Genomic DNA, 15,046 nt, shown 5'->3' with positions numbered 1-15,046 from the left:
GGAGGTGCGCGTTAAGCGCCCTATTAGATTTAGTTCCCAAGGAGGGTTAGCTGTGAGCGATGAGCAGCAGCCGAAGAATTCGGGTGCACCGCGCCCGACCGGTAAGCGTCAGCTCTCTGGTGCGGCTACCACGTCCTCCGCGGACTACGCCGATAAGCACGTCGTCCGCGTAGAGGATAAGAATCACGATGACACCCCAGGTGGTGGCGTAGCCGCTTTCCCTGGCGAGGTGGCAACTGAGATGAAGAAAGTGGTGTGGCCGACCGCTAAGGAGATGCTGCAGTACACCCTCATTACCTTTGCCTTCCTCATCGTCATGACCGTTTTGGTGTGGGGTGTGGACGCTCTGGCCGGTCTCGGAGTTGAGCAGGTTCTCTCTGATTAGTAAGATAGCCGCATAATCTTTTATCCCGCTGTTTCCACTGAAGGAACGGCGGGATACTTTTTGCCCATACGCGGGCGGGTAGGCTAGTCCTACGCAACGCGCCGAGGAATTTTTGGAGTAAGAATCATGAGCGACGAGAATAACGTCGAAACCGTAGGCACCTCCCTAGAGGAGGCTATGCAGGCCAACGTGCAGGAGCAGGCGGCAGAGCACGCTAGCTCCGTTGAAGAAGCACAGCAGGAGGACGCTACCCCAAGCGCGGCCGCAGTAGAAGAAGCAGCAGAGTCCACCGACGCTGCAGGTGAGTCTGCGGAGGCAGCCGAGGCACCGGGAGCGGAATCGGCAGCGGCCGACGCCGAGGGCGCGGCAGAGGCCGCAGCTCCAGAGGCTGGCGAGGATGAGTCCGAAGACGCCGCCTACCGCAAGCGCCTGCGTGCGTTTACCCGCGAGCTGAAGAAGCAGCCGGGCCAGTGGTACATCATTCAGTGCTACTCCGGCTACGAAAACAAGGTAAAGACCAATCTGGACATGCGTGCCCAGACCCTTGAGGTGGAGGACTCTATCTTTGAGGTTGTCGTTCCTATTGAGCAGGTGCTCGAGAACAAGGACGGCAAGAAGAAGATTGTGAAGCGCAAGCTGCTGCCGGGCTACGTCCTCGTCCGCGCCGAACTCAATGACGCCGCTTGGTCCGTCATCCGCGAAACCCCTGGTGTAACCTCCTTCGTGGGTAACGAGGGCAACGCCACCCCAGTGAAGACCCGCGATGTGGCTAAATTCCTGATGCCGAACGAAGCACCGTCCACCAAGGGCGATGCCGCCCCGAATGAGGCTGAGGGCGAGCAGGTCGTGGCCATGCCAGAAAAGGAAGTGGCAAAGAAGTACGCCCACGACTTCGAGGTAGGCGAGGCAGTGACCATCCTGTCCGGCCCGCTGGCCGCAGTCTCCGCCACCATTTCCGAGATCGACCCAGAGACCGGCAAGATGCAGGGCTTGGTATCCATCTTTGGCCGCGAGACCCCAGTGGAGTTGTCGCCGACCGAGATCGAGCGCATCTCCTAAAAGTGATTTTGTGCAGGGCGCACGGTGGTCTAAACTGGAACGCCGTGCGCCTTTGGCGTGCGTATAAGAAAAACGTTTCATCCTCCGGTGGCCCACTGAAGGTGAGCATCCGGACGGGATCCCGTTATTCATCGTGGCGGCTATCCCGGTAACACAGGAAAGAGGTAATTCGATGGCTCCTAAGAAGAAGGTATCTGGCTTCATCAAGCTGCAGATCGAGGCAGGCGCCGCTAACCCGGCACCGCCAGTTGGCCCAGCACTCGGTGCCCACGGCGTCAACATCATGGAATTCTGCAAGGCTTATAACGCCGCTACCGAGAACCAGCGTGGCAACGTGGTTCCGGTTGAGATCACCGTCTACGAGGACCGTTCCTTCGACTTCAAGCTGAAGACCCCGCCGGCAGCTAAGCTGCTGCTGAAGGCCGCTGGCATCAAGAAGGGCTCCGGCGTTCCACACACCGACAAGGTCGGCTCTGTGTCTTGGGACCAGTGCAAGGAAATCGCAGAGACCAAGTTTGCGGACCTGAACGCACGTGACATCGAGAACGGCGCTCGCATCATCGCCGGTACCGCCCGCTCCATGGGCATCACCGTTGATGGCGCACCGGAGAAGTAAAAACTTTATGTGGTAGGGCCAGCTACGGCCCGCCGAACACCACACCAATCCAGAAAAGGAATTGTTAAATGAGCACCAAGTCTAAGGCTTATAAGGCCGCTGCGGAACTGGTAGATAAGTCCCGCCTGTACCGTCCGATCGAGGCCACCAAGCTGGCTAAGGAGACCTCCTCCAAGAACTTCGACGCCACCGTTGATGTTGTCTTCCGTTTGGGCGTTGACCCGCGCAAGGCTGACCAGCTGGTTCGCGGCACCGTTTCCCTGCCTAATGGCACCGGTAAGGACGTTCGCGTTGCTGTCTTCGCTGAGGGCGAGAAGGCTACCGCCGCTCAGGAAGCTGGCGCTGACATCGTCGGCACCGCTGAATTGATCGAGCAGATCAACGAGGGCAACATCGACTTCGACGTTGCTATCGCTACCCCGGATCAGATGGCCAAGGTTGGCCGCGTTGCCCGCGTCTTGGGCCCACGTGGTCTGATGCCGAACCCGAAGACCGGCACCGTTACCGCAGACGTTGCTAAGGCAATCTCTGAGGTTAAGGGCGGCAAGATCTCCTTCCGCGTTGATAAGGCTGCTAACCTGCACGCCATCATCGGCAAGGCTTCCTTCGATGCAGAGAAGCTGGCTGAGAACTACGGCGCACTCATGGATGAGATCCAGCGCCTGAAGCCTTCTTCCGCTAAGGGCATCTACATCAAGCGCGCTACCATCTCCACCACCTCCGGCCCGGGCATCCCGGTTGACGGTTCCGTGGTCAAGGATTACACCGCTTAAGCAGTTCTGACGCACTGCGTTTAAGGCTAAAGGGCTTCGAGGCAATTCCTCGAAGCCCTTTTTCTATATCTCGAGCCACTAGTAGTTATGTGGCGTCAATATCGTCTGGCACCCATTCGCCGCCGTCGTAGTAGACGTTTCGAGCCAAGGGGATCTGGTGCGAAGCAGACTCGAGGATGTGCATAAAATATCCGGCCGTGTTGGGAATGGCGAGGGTATCTCCTACGGCAATGCCCGCTGGAAAGTCCAGTTCGCGGCGCAGAATCACCTCGTCTTCAATGCAGTAGGCACCGACTACAAAGCCGGTACGTCGCTCGCGGGAGACCTCCTTTGCTGAACCGGCTGTAGGCACGAGGAGGGGGTCTAGCAGGATGTCATCCGCGGCGGTCCGGCACTGCGTGCGATTCATCGCCACACCGATAAGGGGCAGGCCATCAGAACGTTCTTTGAGAAAGCTCACATCGGCGAGGATGACACCACAGCCGTCGAGGAGGCTGCGGCCCGGTTCTAGATGGAGGGCGATGTCCCGCTCGCGCAGGGCACCACCGGCGTTGCCGTAGCCGGGGACCTCACCGGAGAGAAGTTGGTTCAGCCACTGACCGCGCGTCGGTTCCTGCCAGAATGGGTAAGTATTGGAGAGCGGATCCGATTTCCAGGTAAAGGGGTCACCGGTACCAGCGCGTTGCGTGGAGATACGCGCTGTGTAGTTTTCCCACTGCTCGCGGGATTCTAAATAGCTCATGGGCACGCCGCCGCCGATATCGATGAAATTAGCGGGTTGGTTCTTTGCGCGTAGGTGCTCGGCTAGAGCAATGGCCTCTGCAAGGGCGGTGCGGCGGTCGGCCTCGCTATAGCCATGCAGATGGACGTGGACGCCCACGGCACGAAGCTCCGCGGGCCACTCCGCTTTCTGCCATGCAGGTAGCCTTTCCCCGAAGCGGGTCGGTGGTAAGGCGTCTGGATCTGGAGCAAGGCGCGGCGCCACGCGGGCGGTGGTTTCTAAAGCTCGCGCGATTGCGGCGATGCGGCCGCATTCTGCGCGAGAATCGCACGATATAGTAACGCCACGTGAAATCGCGAGGCGGAGCAAACCATCGCTTTTGATAGCAGCGCTGAGGATGATGCGCTCTGGGGCTACATCGCGCTCGAGCACTTGGCGTAGCTCGTTCTCACTGGCTACATCCACGCCGAGTCCGCTCTCGCGAGCGGCATCAACAAAGCACAGCGCCTTATTGGCTTTGCGGGCGAAAAATACCCGAGTTTTCACGTCGTGCGAAGCACCGGCGTCTAGTAGCTCTTGGGCATTGTGGCGCAGTGGCGCGGGATTAAGCACGTTTACCGGAGAACCATAGCGCGAGGTGAGTGCGCTAACGTCTTGCGGGTTCTCCACGAGCTCTTGCATCCACTGCTCCCATCGGGCACGCAGCGGGACGGTGCCATGGACCGGCAGTGGGGCAACGGGAGGGGTGGTCATGGGTTTCCTACTTTCTCCGCCCAGCGGGGGATGTCATCGTGTACTAAACGGTTAAGAGAGTCATGCCCAGGCAGAGAGAGCTCATTCATGCGGCCAATTTCCACCACACCAGGAACGTTATGGAAGGGGGAGGGGGTGGCTTGGGGAGCCACAGTGGCGTCGATAAGCAGGTCCACGCCGCCCTTCTCCCGCCAGGAATCTATCTGCTCAGGAGTGCCTAGATACTGGGTATCCACCACCCCGGAGTGGATGAGCTCGAGCAGACGCCTGGCTGTGACTGGTGGCGGGCCAAAGGCCACCCGCTCGAGGGTGCGTGAGAGCTCGCGGAACCCTGGCATTCGGCCGTGCGCCTGGTGCCAATCGACGCAGTCTTGGAAGACCCCACGAAAAGCCGCGCCCACCGCCGCGGCCGGGGTCAGGGGACCAGTGCCCTCGGCCGCACGTAGGGAAGCCTCGAGCTCAGCGAGCGCATCGCCGGTGAAATCCTGACCATCAATAATGGCTGTTAGTTCCGCACTAGAGAAGTCACCGAACTCGGCTGCGGCCCCGATGAGGATCTCGCGCAAGTCTGCGGCGTTAGTGATGTGCGCACAGGCCTGCCGCCACCGCGTCGAAACCTCCGGCAGCGGTGCCTCCGGAGAGGGCTTTACCTCCATGAATCGCCCGCTGCGGCTCACCGGATAAATGACGTCGGCGGTATCGCCATAAAGCAGGCATACATCGATAAAGCTTAAGGCGGCACCGCGCACGCCGATTCGCCGTGGAGCGCTAGGGAGGTCGGCTCCGAAATAGAGACCGGTGACGGGCACACGCGAAGTTTCGTGGACCAAGGAACCAGCATGCAAATGGTCGTGGCCGGTGCAGACTAGGACGTCGTCGAAGGGGGTGCCGTCGACCACGAAGCCTTCTCCGTCATTACGCACTTCGCTCACGCGGTGCGGCAAGTGGCGGATGCCAACGTGCGCCGGCGCGCGCTGCAACGCGGCGGACCAGGTATCGGCGAGGAATTGGCCCACTTCGGCGCGCGGTGGGAAGGCATCGGTGGTGTCCCCACCGCGGCGGGCCCGCCAATCGTTGAAATTATCGTGGGCGGTGGTGACGATGGCGCAGTTGACGTTGAGGCGCCAGTGCGGTGGCTGCTGCGGGCGGTAGACAGCGCCTGAACCGGCCGGATACGGGTCGAAGACCGTGACATCGATGGGGATGCGGGCGCGCTCGATGAGTTCCTCTACGGCCCAGAGACCGCGCGGACCGCCTCCGATGATGGCAATGCGTCGGGCAGGCTTAGCGGAAGTCACTGCGCCGTCCCTTCGCTGCGCGCGGCAAGTTCGGCAGGTGAAATGCCGAAGTTTTCGCATACCCAGGAATCGTTATAGATAGTGTCTAAGTAAGGCTGGCCGGCGTCGTGTAGCACGGCAACCACCTCCGCCCCCGCCGGCAGGGAGGGGGCGAGGCGCTGGAAGGCTGCGATAACAGCACCGCCGGAAGCACCCGGCAGCAAACCCTCGGCCCGGGCGAGCCTGCGGGCGGCCACGATGGCCTCGAGATCGGGGACCCGCTCGACGGAGGAGGGCGAAAATTTGGTGGATAGGTCGGTCACGATACCTGCGCCATAGCCGGGCAGCATGCGGGTGCCACGCTCACCGCCGAAAAGTACGGAGCCTTCTGCATCAACGCCGATTGTTTGGGTACTGGCTCCCACCTCGGAAAGTTTGCGGACACAGCCGCCAAGGGTTCCGGTGGTACTCATTGCTACGAGCACATGGCTGGGTGCCTGCCCGAGTTGATCCAGGATCTCAGTCATTGTGCCCTCCGCGTGGGCGTGGAAGGCGGCTTCATTGGAATACTGGTTGAGGTTGAAAGAATCAGGGATCTCTTCCAATAGCTCGGCCACGCGGGTGCGGCGGGCGGTGAGCCAATCGCCGGTTTCGGGATCTGGGTGGTCGAGCAATTCCACGTGTGCGCCATAGGCGCGCATGGTGGCCACCGTGGAGGCGTTGACGCGCGGATCCACCACGCAGTGGAACTTCATCCCCAGCAGTGGGGCCTGACGAGCTAGAGCCATGCCCAGGTTGCCGGAGGAAGATTCCACCAACGTCGACCCTGGGCGGATATCACCGGCGGCAAGGGCCGCCTGGATTAGTGCTCGGGCGGTACGGTCTTTGGCAGAACCACCGAGGTTGAACTGTTCGAGTTTGAGATAGAGGTGGACATCCGGCCGAGGATTGATCGCCTCCACTCGCATGAGTGGGGTGTTGCCAATGGGCGGGTGCGCTTGAGAATGAATCCTGGGGCTCATCATTGGCCCCATGGTAGACCTTTACGTCCACCTTTTCCGCCGACCTAGTCCTTGATCTCCGCATAGGCGTCGAGGGCGGCTTGGCGCGATTCCTTTAGGTCCACTATGGGTGGGCCAAACAGCGCGGGTGCCCAGCGGCGCACATATTCGCCGTCGGGGTCGAAGCGCCTGGCCTGGGTTTCGGGGTTGAAGATGCGGAAAAATGGTGCGGCGTCATCGCCGCAGCCAGCCACCCACTGCCAATTGAAGGGGTTGGAGGCGGCATCGGCGTCCACCAAGGTGTCCCAGAACCATTCCTCGCCCAGGCGCCAGTGGATACCGAGGTTCTTGGTGAGGAAGGATCCCACCACCATCCGTACGCGGTTGTGCATATACCTGGTGGCCCATAGCTCGCGCATTCCGGCGTCGATAAGCGGAATGCCCGTAGTGCTGGCCTGCCAATCCTTGAGCCGCGGGTCATCCCAGGACCAATCGAAGCGGTCGAATTTTTCCCGTACGTTTTCGGTAGCAAGGTTGGGCAGGTGGTAGAGGCGATGTCAGGCAAAGTCACGCCACAGTAGCTCGGAGTGGAATTTGGCGCACTCCGGCTCTTCGGCTGCGGCGAACCACACCTCGCGCGGGGAGACCTCGCCAAAGCGCAGGTGCGGCGAGAGGAGGGAGGTGGCATTGAGCGCGGGAATATCGCGTTCCTTGGCGTAGTTGGCCAGATCCAGCTGGGCTAGGCGCTCCCGCGCTCCGGCCTCTCCGGGCGTCCAGTGCTCGGCTAGGGATGCGGCCCACGCTGGCTCGGTGGGCTTGGGCCAGGAGCAGGCAATGCTTGCCGACGCCTCCATCTCCGGCACCCCCTCCGGCCCATCGCCTGCTACTTGGGAGGACGCGGTCTTGGAGAAGGGAGTAAAGACCTTATAGGGCTGGCCCTGGCCATTGGTAACCTCCCAGGGTTCGACCAGGGTGAAGCCGGGTGAAGAAGTGGCGGTAATGCCACGAGCAGTCAAGTTTTCCTTGACCGCGGCATCAACCTCGCGCAGCGGGCCGTGGTAGCGGCGCGTCCACGTGACTGTGGTGGCGCCGAGTTCGGCGGCTAGGCGGGGGATTTCCACGCGGGCATCACCGGCGACGCGAATGAGCTCCACGCCGTGCTCGGCGAGGTCGTGTGCAAGGGCATAAAGGGAGCGCTCGCGCCACCACGTGGTGGCGCCGCCCAGTGGGCGGGTGCCCGGATAGGCCGGCTCGTCGAGCACGACGGCGACCAAGGGAACGCCTGCAAGCGAGGCGGCTTCGGCCGCGCGGCGAAGGGCCTGGTTATCGTGTAGGCGCAGGTCATCGCGAAACCACATCAGGCAGGTCATGTCGGCTATCCTACGCGGCGAAAACGGGGATTTGGAGAAACCGTGGGTGGGAAGGTAGTGTTTTCCACGAAGTTTGAACGGCCGCTTCAGGCCGAGTCAAAGTTCACCGAAGACCGTTGGTCATCCATTTGGATCGAAGGTTCTCCATCCTAGGAGGCGGCCCACGCAGGAGACACTTTGCGATTATTCGCGGCATTCTCTTATGTCGCGCGCCCTGTGCTCTTGCACGGGGCTTTTGTTATTTCGGGTAACCGAAATAAGGAAGGTCCCGGCGGAATAATAAAAGAGATGTTTTGGAAGGAGGCGAGAGACAATGGCAAACCCAAAGAACACTGCAGACCTGGCAGAGCTGAAGGAGAAGCTGGCTGGCGCTAACTCTGTTGTATTGACCGAGTACCGCGGCCTGACCGTATCCCAGCTGCAGGAGCTGCGTAACGATCTGGGATTTGACGTTGAATACTCCGTCGCCAAGAACACCCTTTTCAAGATCGCTGCCAAGGAAGCTGGCATCGAAGGTCTTGATGATTTGCTGACTGGCCCGACCGCAATTGCGTTCATCAAGGGTGAGGCAGTGGATGCTGCGAAGGTCATCACCAAGTTCGCTGATGACAACAATGCACTCATCATCAAGGGTGGCTACATGGACGGCAACGCACTGTCTGCCGACCAGGTTGAGGCCATCGCCAAGCTGGACAACCGCGAGACCACCCTCGCAAAGCTGGCTGGCGCTATGAAGGGTTCTATGGCGAAGGCAGCCGCTCTCTTCAACGCTCCTGCAACCAAGGCTGTACGTACCGTCGCAGCCCTGCAGGACAAGAAGGAAGCAGAAGCTTAAGTCGTCACAAAAGACGCACAATTACAACACCGTGCGCGTTGCCTAATGTAGGTGCAGCGCTCACACAACACAGAAAGGACTTGCCATCATGGCTAAGCTCACCAAGGACGAGCTCATTGAAGCTTTCAAGGAAATGACCCTCATCGAACTGTCCGAGTTCGTTAAGGAATTTGAAGAGGTATTCGACGTTGAGGCTGCTGCTCCGGTTGCTGCTGTTGCAGCTGGCGCTCCGGCTGAGGGCGGCGCTGGTGCCGCTGAGGAGAAGACCGAGTTCGACGTCGTTCTGACCGACGCTGGCGCTAAGAAGATTGGCGTTATTAAGGCTGTCCGCGAGATCGTCTCCGGCCTGGGCCTGAAGGAAGCTAAGGAAATGGTCGAGGGTGCTCCTAAGGCTATCCTCGAGGGCGCTTCCAAGGACGACGCTGAGGCTGCTAAGACCAAGCTGGAAGAGGCTGGCGCTTCCGTCGAGCTCAAGTAATTTCACTGAGCTTTCCGCTTTTAAATCCCCACTTCTACCGCTGCACGCGGTGGGAGCTGGGGATTTCCTCGTTTTGTGTTTGCGAGCGTAGTGCGTGGAGTGCAGCAATGGCCAATAGTGTCAAAGTATGACACCATGGCGTTGTGGAGTTTAGGAGGGATAGCTTAGAGCGCTTTCACACAGATGGTAAGGCGCCAAAGTATGTACCTCCTGAACTGCGGAAGATCCTGCGCCGCAAACTCATCATGATTGACCGGTCCGTTTCCCTAGCTGATTTAAGGATTCCACCAGCAAATCGTTTGGAGAGGCTGAAAGGGCAGTGGGACGGATTTTATTCCATCCGCGTTAACGCGCAGTGGAGAGTAGTCTTTCGATGGACAGGGAAAGGAGCTGTGGACGTTGACTTCATCGATTATCACAAATGAGGGAGAGGAAGCTTCGGATATCATATCCGTTCCACACCCTGGGGAGGTTCTGCGCGAGGAGTTTCTGGAGCCGCTCGGACTTACTCAATACCGCTTAGCCAGGGATATTTTTAGCTCCAAATCCCAAATTTCAAAGCTGGTCCGTGGACGCATTGGGATTAGTGCGGAAATGGCGCTTCGTCTCTCTGCCTATTTTGGCAATTCGGCGGAGTTTTGGCTGGGACTGCAGGAAGAGTTTGATCTTTGGTGCGCGCGCCAAACCACGGATACTAGCAGTATCGTTGCTTGGAATAAGCACACTGCTTAGAAATCAATCCGGCACGGCGGGGTGGCCTGTAGAAACCAGGAATTTCCGCCAAGGGCTGTAGAATTAGCCCCCATGCTGCCCAAGTCCCGCATTTTTTCCGTCCTGCTCCTAGGCTTCGGTGTCGCGTTGATCGCCGCTGGTGTTGTGGCGCCGGCATTTTTGGATTTTTCCCCGCGGCTGCCGCTGAACCTGAAAAACAGCACCTGGACATTGCACGATGATTCCGCGGATTCCCAGCAATTGTCCAAGGATGGTTCCACGCCGTATTCAGGCCCCATGACTTACCAGATCAACATGGATATCCAAGAGCCCTCGGACGAAGAGAAGGCTACCGTGCGCATCGGTGAGACGCGTATGCGCGGCGAGGGCGAAGGCTTAAACGACTTGAGCCAGGCCCAGGTGTGGACCTACCCGGTGGACCGCCTGAGTGGTGAAGCTATGGGGGAGGCCTCGTTGAGCCATACGCTCGCGACTCCATCAGACACGGTGACCATAGACGGCTACTGGCTCAAGTTCCCCGCGGATGCCGAAAAGACCAATTATCCAGTCTTTGACCCGACGCTGCGCAAGGCCGTCGATGCAGTCTTTGAAGAAGAAACCACGATGGATGGCCGTACGGTCTACCGTTATCACCAAGAAATTGAGCCGACGAACGTAGCGCAGCTTTATGCAGCCGATGGGAATACCACCAGCCTGCCCAAGGAGGGCGGCGGCGAGGAACAGGGGTATTTGACCCACTCCGGGAACCGTGACTTCTATGTAGACCAACAAACCGGACTCGTGGTGGGTATGGATGTAGACATCGATGACTACTACGCAGACCGCGAAGGTGTGGGCCGCGTGCGTGCCTTCGTCTTTGATGGTTCTACCTCCGAAGAGGACCAAAAAGAGCTGCTGAAGGAAGCCGCAGAATTCCCGCGCGATCGCGTGGCGGAGATTGTCCGCTGGATAGTCATTGGAGTAGGCGCGCTGCTTGCATTACTAGGAATCATCGGTGCGCTGGGATTATTTGGCGGAAAGAATAAGCATGCCCGCCGGCGTGGCCACCACGCGCACAACGGTGGAAGCGCGGTGCCGGTGAGCCGCTAAAAGAGCAGCTAGGAGCCTCAATCGCCGGCAGGGTTGCGGTATAGAGAGATTTTAGTGGTAGGGTGCTCACTGGTTGTCGCGCACATAGTCGTGGCATGGACGCGTTAGCGCCGCGGCGAGCACGAGCTTGCCCCCTAGCGTGGTAGCGACACGCCCCAATTGTGGTGTGTCTTTACATGACAGGTCTTTTCCTATAAGCTATTTCGTTGCGCTGGAATCTGGATCTTCGGTGCACATTTAGCCTTTCAGGCCGGTGATGGCAAAACCGACTTGACAAGGTGATTTTGTGCATTCTGAACCCAGACACTCCACAGCAGACCGAATGCTAGAATTACCAGCGGTTTTGCGGCTCGTCGGCCAGGGCGAGCAGGCAATCCGCGTGAGGTGCTGGAAGGACCCATCTTGGCAGTCTCCCGCCAGACCAAGTCAGTGGCCAATATCCCCGGAGCCCCGAAGCGATACTCGTTTGCAAAAATTAGCGAGCCCATCGCCCTGCCGGGTCTCCTTGACGTACAACTTGATTCTTTTGCTTGGCTCGTCGGCTCGCCGGAATGGCGCGAGCGCGAGCAGGCTGCGCGTGGCGATGATGCCCGCGTAACGAGCGGCCTCGAGGACATCCTCGAAGAGCTCTCGCCGATTGAGGACTACTCGGGCAATATGTCCCTGTCCTTGTCGGAGCCGCGCTTTGAACCGGTGAAAAACACTGTGGATGAGTGCAAGGAAAAGGACATCAACTACTCCGCGCCGCTGTACGTGACCGCAGAGTTTATCAATAACGACACCCAAGAGATTAAGTCGCAGACCGTTTTCATCGGCGATTTCCCGATGATGACGGATATGGGCACGTTCATCGTGAACGGTACCGAGCGCGTCGTCGTCTCTCAGCTGGTGCGCTCCCCGGGCGTGTACTTCGATCGCTCGATCGATAAGTCCACCGAGCGTCCGCTGCACTCCGTGAAGGTTATTCCTTCCCGCGGTGCATGGTTGGAGTTCGACGTCGACAAGCGCGATACCGTCGGCGTGCGCATTGACCGCAAGCGCCGCCAGCCGGTTACCGTGCTGCTTAAGGCACTGGGCTGGAGCGAGGAGCAGATCAAGGATCGCTTCGGCTTCTCCGAGCTTATGATGTCCACCCTGGAATCTGATGGTGTGGCAAATACCGACGAGGCATTGCTGGAGATTTACCGCAAGCAGCGCCCAGGCGAGCAGCCAACCCGTGAATTGGCACAGTCCTTGTTGGATAACTCCTTCTTCCGTGCGAAGCGCTACGACCTGGCAAAGGTCGGCCGCTACAAGGTCAACCGCAAGCTGGGTCTGGGCGGCGACCACGATGGTCTGATGACCCTGACCGAGGAAGACATTGCCGTCACCCTCGAGTACCTGGTCCGCCTGCACGTAGGCGAGCGCGAGATGAAGGCGCCAAACGGCGAGATGATCTCCTTGCACACGGATGACATCGACCACTTTGGTAACCGCCGCCTGCGCACCGTAGGCGAGCTCATCCAGAATCAGGTCCGTGTGGGTCTGTCCCGCATGGAGCGCGTTGTGCGCGAGCGCATGACCACCCAGGATGCGGAGTCCATCACTCCGACCTCCCTGATTAACGTGCGCCCGGTCTCTGCTGCTATCCGCGAGTTCTTCGGCACCTCGCAGCTGTCCCAGTTCATGGACCACAACAACTCGCTGTCCGGCCTGACCCACAAGCGCCGCCTGTCCGCGCTGGGCCCGGGCGGTCTGTCCCGTGAGCGCGCCGGCATTGAGGTGCGAGACGTTCACGCTTCTCACTACGGCCGCATGTGCCCGATTGAGACTCCTGAGGGTCCGAACATTGGCCTGATTGGCGCGCTGGCTTCCTATGCCCGCGTGAATGCCTTTGGCTTCATCGAGACCCCGTACCGCAAGGTTGTGGACGGCAAGATTACCGACCAGGTGGAGTACCTCACCGCCGATGAAGAGGATCGCTTCGCTATTGCTCAGGCCGAGGTCGAGCAAGACGCAGAGGGCAACCTCACTAGCGAGCGCATTGAGGTCCGCCTGAAGGACGGCGATATCGGACTTACTGATGCCTCTGGTGTGGACTACGTTGACGTGTCCCCGCGCCAGATGGTGTCCGTGGGTACCGCCATGATTCCGTTCTTGGAGCACGACGATGCTAACCGTGCCCTGATGGGTGCGAACATGCAGAAGCAGGCCGTGCCGCTGGTTCGCTCCGAGGCTCCGCTGGTAGGTACCGGCATGGAGCAGCGCGCTGCTTATGACGCTGGCGACGTTGTTATCACCCCGAAGGCCGGTGTGGTAGAAAACGTCACCGCTGATGTCATCACCATCATGGATGATGAGGGCCAGCGCGACACCTACATCCTGCGTAAGTTCGAGCGCACCAACCAGGGCACCAACTACAACCAGACCCCGCTGGTTTCTATGGGCGAGCGCGTAGAGGCCGGCCAGGTTCTGGCCGATGGTCCTGGTACCCACAATGGTGAGATGTCCCTCGGCCGCAACCTGCTGGTTGCCTTCATGCCGTGGGAAGGCCACAACTACGAGGACGCCATCATCCTCAACCAGCGCATCGTGGAAGAGGATATCTTGACCTCCGTCCACATCGAAGAGCACGAGATCGATGCTCGCGATACCAAGCTGGGCGCGGAGGAAATCACCCGCGAGATTCCGAACGTCTCTGAAGACGTCTTGAGCGATCTGGACGAGCGCGGCATCATCCGCATCGGTGCCGACGTCCGCGCCGGCGACATCCTGGTGGGTAAGGTCACCCCGAAGGGCGAGACCGAGCTGACCCCGGAGGAGCGCCTGCTGCGCGCCATCTTCGGTGAAAAGGCCCGCGAGGTTCGCGATACCTCCATGAAGGTGCCGCACGGTGAGGTAGGCAAGGTCATTGGCGTTGCCCGCTTCTCCCGCGATGATGATGACGATCTGGCCCCTGGCGTCAACGAGATGACTCGCGTCTACGTGGCCCAGAAGCGCAAGATCCAGGACGGCGATAAGATGGCCGGCCGCCACGGCAACAAGGGTGTTGTGGGCAAGATTCTGCCGCCAGAGGATATGCCGTTCATGGAAGACGGCACCCCGGTAGACATCCTGCTGAACACCCACGGTGTGCCACGTCGTATGAACATCGGCCAGGTCCTCGAGGTTCACCTGGGCTGGTTGGCACACGCCGGCTGGAAGGTTGACACCGAGGATCCGAAGAACGCCGAGCTGCTCAAGACCCTGCCGGAGGAGCTCTATGACGTTCCTGCGGATTCCTTGACCGCGACCCCGGTCTTCGACGGTGCTACCAATCACGAGATCGAGCGCCTGCTGGCTTCCTCCCGTCCTAACCGCGACGGCGATGTGCTGGTGGATGAGCACGGCAAGGCCACGCTTTTCGACGGCCGCTCGGGCGAACCGTACAAGTACCCAATTTCGGTTGGCTACATGTACATGCTCAAGCTGCACCACTTGGTCGATGAGAAGATTCACGCCCGTTCCACCGGTCCTTACTCCATGATTACCCAGCAGCCGCTGGGTGGTAAGGCCCAGTTCGGTGGCCAGCGCTTCGGCGAGATGGAGGTGTGGGCAATGCAGGCATACGGCGCTGCCTACACCCTGCAGGAGCTGCTGACCATCAAGTCCGATGACGTCGTCGGCCGCGTGAAGGTCTACGAAGCCATTGTTAAGGGCGACAATATTCCAGATCCGGGCATCCCTGAGTCCTTCAAGGTGTTGCTCAAGGAGCTGCAGTCCCTGTGCTTGAACGTGGAAGTTCTTTCCACCGACGGCACGCCGATGGAGCTGTCTGGCTCTGATGACGATGACATGGATAGCCCATCGCTTGGCATTAACCTGTCCCGCGATGAGGGCTCTTCCGCTGACATCGCCTAATTAGTTTCTTGGTCCACCGCGGGGTAAGTCCCCGTGGTAGGGCGTAAACGTTCCATTCATACAAAGCCATCAATTCCT

13 protein-coding genes and 1 pseudogene are annotated in these 15,046 nt (G+C 59.7%); 10 read left to right on the top strand and 4 right to left on the bottom strand.

What is annotated here, in order from left to right:
• Positions 1–52 precede the first annotated feature (52 nt).
• The 4 genes from secE to rplA all read left to right on the top strand — a co-directional run bounded on the left by secE (position 53) and on the right by rplA (position 2,833).
• Positions 53–385, top strand: coding sequence for a preprotein translocase subunit SecE (gene secE, locus RAE07_RS03150; protein ID WP_023020522.1), 333 nt, complete (start codon positions 53–55; stop codon positions 383–385).
• A 126-nt stretch (positions 386–511) separates the two neighbouring features.
• The gene (gene nusG, locus RAE07_RS03145) at positions 512–1,444 is read left to right on the top strand and encodes a transcription termination/antitermination protein NusG (protein ID WP_317001326.1); all 933 of its coding nucleotides are present in this window, start codon (positions 512–514) and stop codon (positions 1,442–1,444) included.
• A gap of 172 nt (positions 1,445–1,616) precedes the next feature.
• Entirely contained in the window at positions 1,617–2,060 is a 444-nt protein-coding gene (rplK, locus tag RAE07_RS03140) for a 50S ribosomal protein L11 (protein ID WP_005327961.1), read from the top strand.
• 68 nt (positions 2,061–2,128) lie between these two features.
• Positions 2,129–2,833, top strand: a complete 705-nt coding sequence (rplA, locus tag RAE07_RS03135) for a 50S ribosomal protein L1 (protein WP_005322897.1) — start codon at positions 2,129–2,131, stop codon at positions 2,831–2,833.
• An 85-nt stretch (positions 2,834–2,918) separates the two neighbouring features.
• Here the strand turns inward: rplA and RAE07_RS03130 are convergent, their stop codons facing one another.
• The 4 genes and pseudogenes from RAE07_RS03130 to RAE07_RS11970 all read right to left on the bottom strand — a co-directional run bounded on the left by RAE07_RS03130 (position 2,919) and on the right by RAE07_RS11970 (position 7,955).
• Positions 2,919–4,307 (bottom strand): type III PLP-dependent enzyme domain-containing protein, encoded by a 1,389-nt coding sequence (locus RAE07_RS03130; RefSeq protein ID WP_317001325.1) that lies wholly within the window; start codon positions 4,305–4,307, stop codon positions 2,919–2,921.
• Positions 4,304–5,605: an FAD/NAD(P)-binding protein gene (locus RAE07_RS03125; RefSeq protein ID WP_317001324.1), complete on the bottom strand. Its 1,302-nt coding sequence runs from the start codon at positions 5,603–5,605 to the stop codon at positions 4,304–4,306. Before RAE07_RS03125 ends, RAE07_RS03130 begins: the two co-directional genes overlap by 4 nt.
• Positions 5,602–6,618 carry a pyridoxal-phosphate dependent enzyme gene (locus RAE07_RS03120; RefSeq protein WP_317001323.1) on the bottom strand — a complete coding sequence of 339 codons (1,017 nt, stop codon included), beginning with the start codon at positions 6,616–6,618 and terminating at the stop codon, positions 5,602–5,604. Before RAE07_RS03120 ends, RAE07_RS03125 begins: the two co-directional genes overlap by 4 nt.
• A gap of 32 nt (positions 6,619–6,650) precedes the next feature.
• Positions 6,651–7,955 (bottom strand): annotated as a pseudogene (locus tag RAE07_RS11970) (cryptochrome/photolyase family protein).
• Between the two features lie 313 nt (positions 7,956–8,268).
• Here RAE07_RS11970 and rplJ point away from each other — a divergent pair.
• From rplJ to rpoB, 6 genes are all read left to right on the top strand, one after another.
• Complete coding sequence (gene rplJ / locus RAE07_RS03105; protein ID WP_317001319.1) at positions 8,269–8,790, top strand: 50S ribosomal protein L10; 522 nt, start codon at positions 8,269–8,271, stop codon at positions 8,788–8,790.
• Positions 8,791–8,878: 88 nt separating this feature from the next.
• The gene (gene rplL, locus RAE07_RS03100) at positions 8,879–9,268 is read left to right on the top strand and encodes a 50S ribosomal protein L7/L12 (RefSeq protein ID WP_005322882.1); all 390 of its coding nucleotides are present in this window, start codon (positions 8,879–8,881) and stop codon (positions 9,266–9,268) included.
• Positions 9,269–9,411: 143 nt separating this feature from the next.
• Positions 9,412–9,693 (top strand): type II toxin-antitoxin system RelE/ParE family toxin, encoded by a 282-nt coding sequence (locus tag RAE07_RS03095; protein WP_200288284.1) that lies wholly within the window; start codon positions 9,412–9,414, stop codon positions 9,691–9,693.
• Positions 9,668–10,000 (top strand): HigA family addiction module antitoxin, encoded by a 333-nt coding sequence (locus RAE07_RS03090; protein ID WP_023020529.1) that lies wholly within the window; start codon positions 9,668–9,670, stop codon positions 9,998–10,000. The genes RAE07_RS03095 and RAE07_RS03090 overlap by 26 nt, the downstream gene beginning before the upstream one ends.
• 72 nt (positions 10,001–10,072) lie before the next feature.
• Positions 10,073–11,089, top strand: coding sequence for a cell envelope lipid trafficking protein PgfA (gene pgfA, locus RAE07_RS03085; RefSeq protein WP_239204677.1), 1,017 nt, complete (start codon positions 10,073–10,075; stop codon positions 11,087–11,089).
• A 384-nt stretch (positions 11,090–11,473) separates the two neighbouring features.
• Entirely contained in the window at positions 11,474–14,968 is a 3,495-nt protein-coding gene (gene rpoB / locus RAE07_RS03080; RefSeq protein WP_317001316.1) for a DNA-directed RNA polymerase subunit beta, read from the top strand.
• Positions 14,969–15,046 lie beyond the last annotated feature (78 nt).

This window comes from Corynebacterium nasorum (assembly GCF_032821635.1).
GTDB lineage: Bacteria > Actinomycetota > Actinomycetes > Mycobacteriales > Mycobacteriaceae > Corynebacterium > Corynebacterium kefirresidentii.
Note: the sequence above shows the minus strand (reverse complement) of the source record. Positions and strands in the feature narration are given on the sequence as shown.

Bases quoted from the DNA above. Each gene is read 5' to 3' on its own strand.
- nusG (WP_317001326.1), top strand. From the start codon at position 512: ATGAGCGACGAGAATAACGTCGAAACCGTAGGCACCTCCCTAGAGGAG.
- rplK (WP_005327961.1), top strand. From the start codon at position 1,617: ATGGCTCCTAAGAAGAAGGTATCTGGCTTCATCAAGCTGCAGATCGAG.
- rplA (WP_005322897.1), top strand. From the start codon at position 2,129: ATGAGCACCAAGTCTAAGGCTTATAAGGCCGCTGCGGAACTGGTAGAT.
- RAE07_RS03130 (WP_317001325.1), bottom strand. From the start codon at position 4,307: ATGACCACCCCTCCCGTTGCCCCACTGCCGGTCCATGGCACCGTCCCG.
- RAE07_RS03120 (WP_317001323.1), bottom strand. From the start codon at position 6,618: ATGGGGCCAATGATGAGCCCCAGGATTCATTCTCAAGCGCACCCGCCC.
- rplJ (WP_317001319.1), top strand. From the start codon at position 8,269: ATGGCAAACCCAAAGAACACTGCAGACCTGGCAGAGCTGAAGGAGAAG.
- rplL (WP_005322882.1), top strand. From the start codon at position 8,879: ATGGCTAAGCTCACCAAGGACGAGCTCATTGAAGCTTTCAAGGAAATG.
- pgfA (WP_239204677.1), top strand. From the start codon at position 10,073: ATGCTGCCCAAGTCCCGCATTTTTTCCGTCCTGCTCCTAGGCTTCGGT.